The sequence below is a fragment of the Mariniflexile gromovii genome, from assembly GCF_017814435.1.
Classification (GTDB): Bacteria; Bacteroidota; Bacteroidia; order Flavobacteriales; family Flavobacteriaceae; genus Mariniflexile; species Mariniflexile gromovii.
In genome coordinates this window covers 380,157-393,492 of sequence record NZ_JAGJCB010000002.1, presented here as the reverse complement: position 1 = coordinate 393,492, position 13,336 = coordinate 380,157, and the positions used below count along the sequence as shown (strand labels likewise).

8 protein-coding genes are annotated in these 13,336 nt (G+C 31.0%); 5 read left to right on the top strand and 3 right to left on the bottom strand.

Annotation, left to right across the window (positions count from 1 at the left end; translation table 11 throughout):
- Positions 1-10: 10 nt before the first annotated feature.
- The 3 genes from J8H85_RS03595 to rpiB form a co-directional block, all read right to left on the bottom strand.
- Complete coding sequence (locus J8H85_RS03595) at positions 11-454, bottom strand: GNAT family N-acetyltransferase (protein ID WP_209652748.1); 444 nt, start codon at positions 452-454, stop codon at positions 11-13.
- 96 nt (positions 455-550) lie between these two features.
- Positions 551-1,465: a cation diffusion facilitator family transporter gene (locus J8H85_RS03590; RefSeq protein ID WP_209652746.1), complete on the bottom strand. Its 915-nt coding sequence runs from the start codon at positions 1,463-1,465 to the stop codon at positions 551-553.
- Positions 1,466-1,900, bottom strand: coding sequence for a ribose 5-phosphate isomerase B (gene rpiB / locus J8H85_RS03585; protein WP_209652744.1), 435 nt, complete (start codon positions 1,898-1,900; stop codon positions 1,466-1,468).
- A 624-nt stretch (positions 1,901-2,524) separates the two neighbouring features.
- Here rpiB and J8H85_RS03580 point away from each other — a divergent pair.
- From J8H85_RS03580 to J8H85_RS03560, 5 genes are all read left to right on the top strand, one after another.
- Positions 2,525-4,759, top strand: coding sequence for a ribonuclease R family protein (locus J8H85_RS03580; RefSeq protein ID WP_209652742.1), 2,235 nt, complete (start codon positions 2,525-2,527; stop codon positions 4,757-4,759).
- A 194-nt stretch (positions 4,760-4,953) separates the two neighbouring features.
- Positions 4,954-5,628: a head GIN domain-containing protein gene (locus J8H85_RS03575; RefSeq protein WP_209652741.1), complete on the top strand. Its 675-nt coding sequence runs from the start codon at positions 4,954-4,956 to the stop codon at positions 5,626-5,628.
- A 151-nt stretch (positions 5,629-5,779) separates the two neighbouring features.
- On the top strand, positions 5,780-8,593 hold the full coding sequence (locus J8H85_RS03570) for a triple tyrosine motif-containing protein (protein WP_209652739.1): 2,814 nt from the start codon (positions 5,780-5,782) through the stop codon (positions 8,591-8,593).
- Between the two features lie 231 nt (positions 8,594-8,824).
- On the top strand, positions 8,825-11,842 hold the full coding sequence (locus tag J8H85_RS03565; RefSeq protein ID WP_209652737.1) for a SusC/RagA family TonB-linked outer membrane protein: 3,018 nt from the start codon (positions 8,825-8,827) through the stop codon (positions 11,840-11,842).
- 9 nt (positions 11,843-11,851) lie between these two features.
- A complete protein-coding gene (locus J8H85_RS03560) occupies positions 11,852-13,333 on the top strand; it encodes a RagB/SusD family nutrient uptake outer membrane protein (RefSeq protein WP_209652735.1) in 1,482 nt (493 codons plus the stop codon).
- Positions 13,334-13,336: the final 3 nt, after the last annotated feature.

Here is a 13,336-nt window from a genome sequence, read left to right as displayed (position 1 = left end):
ATTTTTAATATTATGCTTTAATCATAGCAATATGCGGAATATCATCTTCTAAATATTCATCGCCAACTTCAATAAAACCACAGTTGTTGTAAAAAGATTTTAAATGCGCTTGCGCGGAAATTTTTATTTTTTTCTCTTTAAAATGTGTTTCAACAGCTTCAATAGAAACCTTCATAATATCATAACCATATTTAAATGCGCGTTCATTTTTAGCTACAACAACCCTACCTATACTGGCAAATTCAAAATAATCACCTGGTTTAAAAACACGTGTATAAGCCACTATTTTTTCATTTTTAAAACCTAAAACATGTAATGCCTTTTCATCTTTACCATCAATGTCTTGATATACACAATCTTGCTCAACCACAAAAACCTCACTTCTAAGTTGTAAAATTCTATAAAGTTCATGAAGACTTAATTCTGAAAAAGTTTTTACTTGAATTTTCAACATTGTTTTAAAGAATAAATTACCAGAATTATGTTTCTATCTACAATATAAACAAATCAACGAAGAACAAATTAACAGATTCCTGCTTTCGCATGAATTTTAATCTTGAACAATAATTTCTTTAGGATCGTTTTTATTGAATTCTGGTTGAATGGTTACATGATTGATGTTGTATTTTTCATGTAATACAGTTTCTATGCTTCGTAAAATAATGTCAAATTCTGAAATTGAAACATCTTCCTTTAAATCTAGATGCGCTTCTAAATGCAATTCATAATCGCTTAAATTCCAAATATGTACATGATGTAGCTTTTTAACTTTTGGTAAAGCATCAATAGTTTCAACCAATACTTGAATGTTTATGTTTTCTGGCGTAAACAACATAAGCATTTTAGTAGATGTTTTTAACAAATCGTAACCCACCCAAATTAAATACAGTGCAATTAAAAAAGTAAGTACGCTATCTACCCAAAACATTTGAAAATACTTCATTAACAAACCTCCAATAAGTACCGCAATACTTGCTAACATATCGGTTAATAAATGTACATAAGCAGATTTTACATTAATGTTGTGTTCGGAATCCTTTTTTAACAACAATACACTAACACCATTAAAAATAATAGCTAACAGCGCTAACCAAATAACTAAATTAGATTCTATTACTTGCGGGTTTTTAAAGCGTTCAATAGCTTCTTTTATTAAAATTAGAGCAACAATTATTAAAGTAGAAGCATTTACAAAAGCCGCTAAAATTTCAGCACGTTTATAGCCAAAGGTTTTATTTTCAGATGCTTGCTTTTTTGAAATTCTTGAAGCTACATAACTTACTATAAGCGAAAGAACATCGCTAAAATTATGTAAAGCATCACTTAATAGAGATAAACTCCCAGAAATTAAACCACCTACTACTTGAGCTGCAGTAATAAGCGTATTTAAAAGAATAGAAACCATAAGGTTTTTATTCTTCTTATCATGATGATGTGTATGATTATGGGAGTGGTTATGCGCCATTTAGCAAGAAACCGGAATTTTATCTATGCGTTTTTGGTGTCTTCCTCCTTCAAAATCAGTACTTAAAAAAACATCAACCATTTCTATAACTTGTTGAACCGCTGTAAAGCGTGCCGGAATACATAAAATATTAGCATTATTATGGCTTCTAATTAAATGTACAATTTCTTTGTTCCAACATAAACCTGCGCGTATTTTTTGGTGTTTATTAGCCGTTATGGCAACACCGTTGGCACTACCACAAAGTAAAATACCAAAGTCTACTTTTTTATTAGCCACATCTTCAGCAACTGGATGTACAAAATCGGCATAATCTACACTATCATTAGTATCGGTACCGTAATTATTAACAGTATAACCTTTTGATTCTAAATGTTTTAAAATAGCGAATTTATAATCAGTACCTGCATGGTCGTTTCCTATAGCAATTTTCATTTTATTTTTATTTTTTACAACTTATACAAAGGTAATAATTATAAACCATGTGTATTATAGTATTCATTACTTGTTAATAAGTGTTTATAATTTTTTAAAATTAAAATATTGTAAATCCATTTATTTTTCCAATCAAAAACAGAAAGATTATTACCAAAAATTTAACTCATTTTTTTTATTCAAGTTGTAAGCTTTCAAAAGGACGTATATAAACATCATTTTTAAAAAAAATTTCAATAATTAACAGTGTTTTTAAGTTGTTAACAACTGTTCATATAAAATATAAATGACTTAAAAATGAACCTTTTAAATTAATATAACATGTTAATTAAGTTTTAATAGAATGTAAATTAATTGTAATCAAAATAAAATTTAAAAAAGTTATACCGCTATTAACAAGCAATCATAATCATCATTTAATTTTTTAAATTTTAAAAAGAAAATAATAGTATTATATATAATGTGGATAAGTACATTTTAACTTAGCATAACATTAAAAAAATACTATTTAATTTATTAATCGTAGCTTTGTATAAAATAAATAGCAAACCTTCTCCTAAAATAAAGCTATTTAATAACAGAATTTCCAGTATCTTAGGAAATGAATATGATTACAAAAATTAAATGACAAGAAAGAAAAAAGGGAAATCCAAAAAAAGTATTTCCAACCTCACAAATACTATTTTAAGTATTTTAAAAAAAGATAGAAACCAGAGTTTTAACTATAAACAAATTGCTGCTAAATTAGATGTAAATGATGCTAGCAGCAGAAATCAAATTATAAAAAAATTAGCTGAACTTGCTGTAAAAAAAGAAATTGAAGAAGTAGAACGCGGCAAGTTTAAAGCTGTAATTACTACCGAATACCATACCGGAATTTTAGATTTATCAGGAAAAGGAACCGGTTATATTATTTGTGAAGATTTTGATGATGATGTATTTATAGCATCAAACAATATAAATAAAGCTTTAAATGGTGATGAAGTAGAGTTTTACGTTTATAAACGTCGCCATCGAGGTAAGTTAGAAGGCGAAATTACCCAGGTTTTAAAACGTGAAAAAAGTGAATACGTTGGTACTATTCAAATTCATGAGAAAAAGAATTTTGCCTTTGTAGTAGCCGATAGCAATAAAATGTACAAAGATATTTTTGTACCTATCAATAAAATAAATAAGGCCGAAGATGGCGATAAGGTATTGGTAAAACTTGAAGATTGGCCAGAAAATGCCGATTCTCCTTATGGAAAAGTGGTTCAAGTTCTTGGTAAGCCAGGAGACCATAATACTGAAATCCATTCTATTTTAGCTGAATATGGCTTGCCTTACGAATTTCCGCATGAAGTTGAAGATTTTGCCAATAAAATAGATACGTCTATAACGAAGGAAGAAATTGCAAAGCGTCGTGATATGCGTCAAGATTTAACCTTTACCATCGATCCAAAAGATGCCAAAGATTTTGATGATGCGCTTTCTTTTAAAGTATTGAAAAATGGTTTGTATGAAATAGGCATTCATATTGCCGATGTATCGCATTATCTTCAAGAAGGTACTGTGTTGGATGATGAAGCTTATGAGCGTGCTACATCCATTTATTTGGTAGATAGGGTAGTACCTATGCTTCCAGAAGTATTATCGAATAATGCTTGTTCTTTGCGCCCACATGAAGAGAAATTAACCTTTTCTGCGGTGTTTCAAATGAATGATAAATGTGAGATTAAAAACGAATGGTATGGTAGAACGGTAACGTATAGCGATGCACGTTTTTCTTATGAAGAAGCTCAAGTCATTATAGAACAAAATATAGGCTTAAAGGCATTAGAAAGCTCTCAATTAGATAATATAGATACGACCATTCCAAAAGAAGTATCCCTTACAGGAGAAACATATAACACTTCAGAAGATATTGCTACAGCCATTTTAAAAATGGATGCATTGGCTAAAAAAATGCGTGCAAAGCGCATGATTTCTGGCGCTATTTCGTTTGATAAAGTTGAAGTAAAGTTCGATTTAGATGAAAATGCAAACCCTGTAGGCGTGTTTTTTAAAACCAGTAAAGATGCCAATAAACTTATTGAAGAATTTATGTTATTGGCCAACCGAAAAGTATCGGAATTTGTTGGTAAAAAAGAACCTAAAAAGACCTTTGTTTACAGAATTCATGATGAACCAGACGATAGTAAACTAGCCAATTTACAAGGGATTGTTTCAAAATTTGGGTATAAATTAAATTTTAAAGATCGTAAAACAACATCGGCTTCACTTAACTTTTTACTAAAAGAAGTAAATGGAAAAAAGGAACAAAATTTAGTAGATACGTTGGCAATCCGAAGCATGAGTAAAGCGGAGTATTCTACACATAATATTGGGCATTACGGGTTGGCGTTCGATTATTATAGTCATTTTACATCGCCCATTCGTCGTTATCCCGATGTGATGGCACATCGCTTGTTGCAGCATTATTTAGAGGGTGGAAAATCGGCAAATGAAGATATTTACGAAGAAAAGTGCAACCATTCCAGTAACATGGAAAATTTGGCCACCAAAGCAGAACGCGATTCTATAAAATACATGCAAATTAAATTCATGCAAGATCATAAAGATGAAGATTTTGTAGGTGTTATTTCGGGGGTGACCGATTGGGGCATTTATGTTGAAATTATTTCGAATAAGTGTGAAGGTATGGTAAGCGTTCGCGATATGAAAGACGATCATTATGCATTCGATCAAGAACAATATGCCATGGTAGGCAGAAATAATAAAATCATGTACCAATTGGGTGATGAAGTTATTGTAAAAGTTAAAAATACCGATTTAGTTAAAAAGCACCTGGATTTCAACTTAATAGGAAAAAACGAATAATTTGCACCTGCAAGATAACCTGCAAGGTTTCTAAAACCTTGTAGGTTTAATAAAATATTATTTAGTTTCTACTATGTCAGGTCGAGCGCAGTCGAGACCTCATTATTACTTTAGTTAAAGAAAAAAATATTCTTAATTAAAAGTTAACTAAGGAATAATTATTGATTAATCACGTTTAATCAAAAAAGTATAAAATGAAATATATATTCTTACTAGTAGCTACATTAATATCTGGAGTTACTATAGCTCAAAAACAAATTGAAAAAACAGTTGGAGAATTTAATGAACTTAAAGTTTACGATTTAATAGAAGTTGAATTGGTAAAATCCAACGAAAACAAAGCTATTATTACAGGAAGTAATACAGAAAAAGTAGTTATAAATAACAAAAACGGAACATTAAAAATTAAAATGACTATTGGCGAAACTTTTGATGGCAATAACACTAAAGTAATTTTACATTATACATCTTTAGATATTATTGATACTAATGAAGGATCAAAAGTAACAGGAAAGGATAGTATCAAGCAGTTTGAGATAGATTTAAGAGCCCAAGAAGGAGGAAGCATCCAAATCCCATTAGACGTTACTTATACCATCGTAAAAGCTGTAACAGGTGGAAAAATAAAAACATCTGGTCATTCAAAATCTCAAAAGGTATCTCTTTTAACAGGAGGAATATATGATGGAGAAATGCTTGAAACCGATAAAACAGATGTATCTATAAATGCAGCTGGTGAAGCTCGTGTAAAAGCATCAAAACAGGTAGATGTAAAAATTAGGGCAGGAGGTGATGTTTATATTTATGGAAAACCGGAAACTATTAATGAAACTACCGTGTTAGGTGGTAGAGTTAAAAAAATGGAATAGTAATAGTTATAACTTAATTTAAAAAAGCAATACTTAGGTATTGCTTTTTTTATTTTGCTTTTTTAAAGTATCTATACGATTACCTATACAAAAACAGTTTTGTCTTTAAATTTTAGTACATTAGTATTACTATAAATCTTTACTTGATTTAATGCCAATTAAACAACTACCCATATTATTCATCCTCTTTTTTTGCGTATTAGTAAATGGGCAAGAGCATCCGCCAATACAAATATTTACGCCAAATGAATACGGTGGAGAGAATCAGAATTGGTCCATTTCACAATCTAAAGAAAAGCATATTTATGTAGCCAATAATAAAGGCTTATTGGTGTTTAATGGAGCTAAATGGGTACTATACAACTCACCAAACCAAACCATTGTTAGATCTGTTAATGTTATTGACGAGTTAATTTATACAGGATGTTATAGAGAGTTTGGTTTTTGGAAAAAAAATAGTTTAGGAATTTTAAATTATACATCTCTATCATCAAAACTTAAAATATCATTTTTAGAGGATGAAGAAATATGGAACATCATTCATGTTGATGATTTTATTCTGTTTCAATCGCTAAAGCGTATTTACGTTTACAACCAAAGAGATGATACATGTTCTATTATAAGTTCTAACACCGTTCTTTATAAAGTATTTAAAATTAATGAAGGCGTTTATTTTCAAAAAACAAAAGAAGGTGTTTTCGAAATTGTTAATGGTAAAGCACGTTTAGTTAGCAATCACCCTATTTTGAAAGAAAATTTACTGGTTAATATTTTCAACCACCAAGGGAATTTACTATTTCAAACGGAAGATAATGGTTTTTACATTTTCAAAGATAATACGCTTATAAAATGGGACATTTCAGCAAATGAAGTTCTTTTAAATGATAGAATTTATAGCAGTATTAAGTTGAAGGACCAAAGTTTTATTCTTGGAACTATTTCAAATGGTATTTTACATGTAACTTCAGATGGCGATATTGAACATTACATCAATCAAAATAATGGATTAAGTAACAACACGGTACTTTCGGTGTTTGAAGATGTAGATAATAATGTATGGTTAGGTTTAGAAAACGGTATTAATTGTATTAACCTTAGTTCGCCATTTACCATTTACAATGGAGAAAAAGGGAAAATAGGTTCGGTAAATACCTCTATTTTATTCAATAATTATTTATACATAGGAACCAATCAAGGCTTATTCTACAAAGAAATAAATTCTGATAATCAATTTAAATTAGTACCTGGTACCCAAGGTGCTGTTTGGTGTTTAACCAATATAGACAATACACTTTTTTGTGGAAATAATTCTGGAACTTTTATAATTAATGGTGCACAGGCACAGTTTATTTCAGATATACAGGGTACATGGAACATAAAAACCATTTCAAAAAATAATAAGCTACTGCTTCAAGGTAACTATAACGGTTTAAATATTCTTGAAAACAAACATGGACAATGGGTGTTTAAAAATAAAATTGAAGGTTTTGATATTTCCAGTCGCTATTTTGAAATACTTAATGGTACAGATGTGTTTGTTAGCCATGAGTATAAAGGGGTGTTTAAAGTAAAGTTGGATGCTAATTATACAAAGGCTATCTCTGTTTTAAAGGACACTTCTGTGGCTCAAGGCCTTAAAACAAGCTTAATTAAGTATCATAACCAATTATTATACACACAAAAGGAAGGTGTTTTTAAGTATGATGAAATAAAAAATAGGTTTGTAAGAGATTCTATTTTAAGCGGATTGTTTCTAAAAGAACAATTTACTTCAGGTAAATTAGTATTCATTAAAGAAACCAATACACTTTGGTCTTTTTCGTTACATGACATTAGTTATTTTGCACCTTTTAAACTTAGTAACAGTTATAAAATAAATAAAATCCCATTACCAAGTTCCTTAAGAAATGATGTATCAGGTTATGAAAACATATCGTATATAAACAATAATAAATACCTGTACGGTAATACATTAGGTTATATAATAATAGATTTAGATAAACTTAATGAAAAACCTCATAAAGTAAATATAGATCTAATTTCAAAAGGTTATTATAAAAAGAACAGCTTTAAAACGGAATTTTTGGATCCTTCAACAAAAGGTATTTTTAAGAATAACGAAAACAATTTAGAGTTTAATTTTAGTGTACCAGAATACGATAAATATTTAGAAGCAGAATATCAATATAAGTTAGAGGGTATCTATAATTTTTGGAGCAAATGGTCAACACAATCCAATGCATTATTTGAAAATTTACCATTTGGTGAATACACGTTTTATGTAAAATCTAGAATAGGTAATGACGTTTCAGAAAATATAGAAAGTTATAGCTTTAAAATAGATCCTCCTTGGTATTTAACCAAAGTTATGTTTGGTGTCTATTTTATTTTGGTGGCATTGTTTTCTTTGTTTATGCATACTGTTTATAAACGCTATTATAGAAAGCAACGCGAAAAATTGCTTTACAAAACACAGCGTGATTTAGAATTGAAGGAATTAGAGAATAAGCAACAATTAATGCGCTTTAATAATGAAAATTTAAGACAGGATATTGATAACAAAAACAGAGAGTTGGCAATATCTACTATGAGCTTAATTAAGAAAAATGAATTCTTAAATAACATTAAGAGCGAACTGCAAAAAGCCCAAGACCAGAAAAGTTTAAAAAGTGTTATAAAAATTATTGATAAAAATTTAAATAATACGGACGATTGGCATGCTTTTGAAGAAGCCTTCAATAATGCAGACCAGGATTTCCTTAAAAAGATTAAATCTGAACATCCATCACTAACTTCTAATGATTTAAGACTTTGCGCCTACCTTCGTTTAAATCTTTCTTCAAAAGAAATTGCACCACTACTTAATATTTCATCTAGAAGTGTAGAGGTAAAACGCTATAGATTGCGAAAAAAAATGGATTTACCCCATGAATCGAGTTTAACAGATTATATTTTAGAAATCTAACAACACTACAAAACTTCATTTTACCTATACAACACCACAACATTAAGGTTTTTTGGCTGTTCGATATTTTAAATTATAAAGTGAATTACATATTAAAACCACTACAAATTTAAGATTATCATAAAAAATTCATTTGTTTTTTGAATTGTATGTTTTTTGTATAGGCTTAATATTAGAATTCCATAATATATATAGCTAGTTTTACTTAAACTAAAATTAAACTAAATTAATATGAGACAAACCTTTTTTAAAATTCTTTGCTTTTTCTTTTTTGCATACTCAGGTGCGCAAAATTTTGATATTAGCGGAACTGTCCAGGACAATACAGGATTTCCAATTGCTGGAGTTAATGTACTTGTTAAAAACACTACTAAAGGAGCTGTAACCGATTTTGATGGTAATTTTACAATTACCGATGTAAAAAAAGGATCTACGCTCACATTCAGTTACATTGGTTATGTAACTAAAGAAATAGTTGTGACAAGTAGTACAAAGTTATCTATTCAACTTGAAGAAGATTTAGCAAAACTGGATGAAATAGTTGTTATAGGTTATGGTACACAAACTAAAAAAGAGATTACAGGTGCTGTAAGCGTTGTTGGCGCAGAAACTATTGATGCACTTAAACCAACACGTATAGAACAAGCTTTACAAGGTCAGGTAGCAGGGGTTAACATTACCTCACAGTCTGGTACGCCTGGTGGTGGTTCTACAATTAGTATTAGAGGTGTTTCTACCAATGGGGATAGCCGCCCTTTAATATTGGTGGATGGCAACGTTATTGAAGACCTAAGTGTTATTAACCCTAACGATATTGAAAGCATGAACATACTTAAAGATGCTACTGCAGGTATCTATGGGGTAAGGGCTGCTAATGGGGTTATACTTATTACTACTAAAACTGGACGCAAAGAGATGCCGTTAACAGTGGAGTATAATGCCTACGGAGGCTTCCAGCAAACCACTCGAAAAATACCTGTTTTAAACGCTACCGAATATGCCTTATTGGCTAATGAAGCATCAGTTGCTGGAGGGGGGTCGTTATTATATACAGATGTTTCTTCATTAGGAGTAGGAACAGATTGGCAAGACCAAGTTTTTAAAAATGCTTTTATTATGAATCATAATATACTTTTTAAAGGTGGTGGAAAAAAATCTTCTTATTCTTATAGTGGATCTTTTTTAACGCAAGATGGTATTGTTGGAGGAACTGATTCAAATTTCACACGTTTTACAAATAATGCCAGTTATAGTTTAGATTTCTTAGAAAATTTTAAATTCACATCAGGGCTTACTTTAATGCGTACCAATAAAAATAATCTTCCAGAAAACTCTAATGCTTCGGTGCTTTTCAATGCCTTAAATATGGCGCCTACTTTTTCTATAACAGATGAAAATGGTAATTATACAAAAGCAGAAGGTTTAGGGGCAGAAGTTATTAACCCTTTAGCACAAATAGACGATACCTATGATAAAGGTAAGGTTACCAAATTAAGTGGAAACGCAGGATTATCATACAACTTCTTAGATCATTTTACGGCACAGTCCAATATACAGTTTAATTATGCCGAGGTAAGTTCCCACGTTTTTAACCCTATTGCAAATTTTGGTAGCGGAAAAGTTTTTAATGTGGATAGAAGTAGTGTATTTGAAGGATTAAATTACTTCAGAGATTATACGTTTGACGCTTTTGTTAAATATGAAAACAAAATTAACGATATTCATAATATCAATGTGCTTTTAGGAACATCGGTTTTTAAAACAACAGGTGAATTTACAGGAGCAACAGGTTTTGATATTATCAATAATAGCTATGCAAATGCCAGTTTAGATCTAGCTTCAGATATTGAAAATATAAACAGGTTTACTGGTAGAAACGCTACTTTTGATTCTAGATTACTATCCTATTTTACAAGATTACAATACGATTATAAGGGTAAATACTTACTTTCAGCAGTAGTAAGACGTGATGGTTCTACAAAATTTGGACCTAATAATAGGTTTGGTATTTTCCCTTCAGCATCTGTTGGTTGGGTAGCTTCCGATGAAGAATTTCTTAAAGATAATAAGGTTTTTAACCTATTAAAACTGAGAGCTTCTTATGGTATTCTTGGTAATGACAGAATTGGTGATTACAGATATATTTCACTTTTAAGCAGAGGAAGTAATTATTTTTTCAACAATGTTGAAACCATTGGAACTGCAAGTGGAGGCATTGCAAACCCAGAAATTAAATGGGAAAAGCAAAAAACTTTGGATATAGGTTTAGATATGAGATTGTTGGACAACAAAGTAGATATCACAACCGATTATTTTAAAAGAAGAACAGAAGATTTATTAGTGGCGCCAGAAGTATCAGGCTTGTTAGGAGTAGGTGGTGCACCTTTTGTAAATGGAGGTGTTGTTGAAAACACAGGACTTGAATTTGCAATTGGATATTCAGATAGATTCTCAGATAATTTCAAATTTAGTGTTAAGTATAATGTTACCTATATTAAAAACGAAGTTATTTCCGTAAATACAAATACAGGGGTTTTAACAGGTGGTTCGTTTGGTATCGGGCAACCGGCACCATCAAGAATGGAAGCTGGTTTTCCAATAGGATATTTTTATGGTTACCAAACCGCAGGGGTTTTTCAAAATCAAGCTGAAATAGATGCTTCACCAGTTGGGGATATTGCACCACAACCAGGCGATTTAAAGTTTGTTGATCAAAATTTAGATGGCGTTATAAACTTAGATGATAAGGTTGATATTGGTAACCCACTACCAGATGCAACTATGGGTTTAAACCTTTCGTTAGATTATAAAAATTTCGATTTTGCAGCTTATGCTTTTGCGTCTGTAGGGAACGATATTGTTCGTAATTATGAAAACAATAATATTTTAACCAATAGTACTATTAATCGTTTAAACCGTTGGTCTGGTGAAGGCTCAACAAATTCATCGCCAAGAGTAACAGGAGGTGCAACATCTAATACATTATTTTCAGATTACTATGTAGAAGATGGTTCTTTTATACGTCTTCAAAATGTACAATTAGGATACACATTTTCAGATAAAGCTCTTGAGAGTTTAAAAATCAGCAAATTACGTTTGTATGTTTCTGGAAGTAATTTATTAACCCTTACAAAATATACTGGTTTCGATCCTACGGCTTCTTCCGGAGCGCCATTAGGTGGTGGTATAGATCAAGGTTTCTATCCAAGTGCCAAAACATTTTTATTAGGGCTAAACGTAAAATTTTAATTAGAAATTATGAAAAATATAAAAATAAAAAGTAGTCTTTTTTTATTGGTATTTGTAACGTTGTTTTCATGTGCAGACGATTTTATAGATGTTAAATCTCAAGACGAAAATTCAGAAGACTTTTTCAATACAGAAGCAGATTATCAATCGGCATTAGTTGCTGCTTATGATATGTTACAAGCAACAGCTGAACAGTTTCAAACTGCCGAAATAGCTTCAGATAATACCTTATGTGGTGGACAAGATGCTAATGATACTCCTGGAAAACAGGAAATTGATGACATGATTCATACACCAGTAAATGCACAGTTAAGAAATATTTGGACATGGATGTACACAGGTGTTAACCGTGCCAATTATATTATGGAATTTCAAAACAAAATAGATTTTCCTAATAAAACAAGTGTTATTGCACAAGCTCGTTTTTTAAGAGCATTTTATTATGCAGAATTGGTAAAATGGTTTGGCGACGTACCATTGGCTATAGATAAAAGAATTCAATTTGGAGAACAATTTAGTATTGATAGAACTCCAAAAGCGGATGTTTATGCATTGATTGAGCAAGATTTAATTTTTGCAGCAGCCAATTTACCGTATGTTCAAAATGAAACAGGAAGAATTACCAAAGGAGCAGCTCAAGCACTATTGGGTAAAGCGTATTTGTATCAAAACAAATTTCAAGAAGCTGGGACAGTACTAGAAGATTTAATCGCTAATGGGCCTTATGATTTGTTGTCTTCAGCGGAAGCAGTAAATATGTTTGAAAATAACTACGAAAATAATATAGAATCTGTTTTTGAAATCCAGTATTCTGATAAAAATGGTGGAAGCTATGATTGTTTTTATTGTCTTGATGGAAATTATGCTGTTGGATTTAATGGCATAAGAAGTTATGATGGACCTCTTTACGATTTTGGATACAGCTTTAATGTGCCTGTTCAAGATGCTGTTGATGCTTTTGAACCAGGAGATATCCGTTTGGAGTATTCTATACTGGATATTGTAAAATGGGCTGAAGAAACAGGTGCTACATATACCGAAGGGTACGAGCATACAGGCTATTATAACTTAAAATATATAGCGCGTAAAGGCGATTTAAACCAACCAGATGCGGCGCTTACAAACCCTAACAATTTTCGTGTCATTCGCTTTGCAGATGTATTGTTAATGGCTGCTGAAGCTTTAAATAGAGGTAGTATTAGTGATGATAGAGCAAAAATTTATTTAAATAGGGTAAGAAAACGTGCTTTTAATGATGAGTTGCATAATGTAACAACTTCAGGTGCAAACTTAACCAACGATATTTATAAAGAACGTCGTGTAGAATTTGTTGGTGAAGGGCTTCGTTTCTTCGATTTAGTTCGAACAGGTAAAGCCGTAGGGACCATTCCAGGTTTTCAATCAAATAAACATGAGCTTTTCCCAATTCCTATTCAAGAAATAGAATTGTCTGGAAATAGGTGGTCACAAAACCCAGGATACACAAACTAAAAA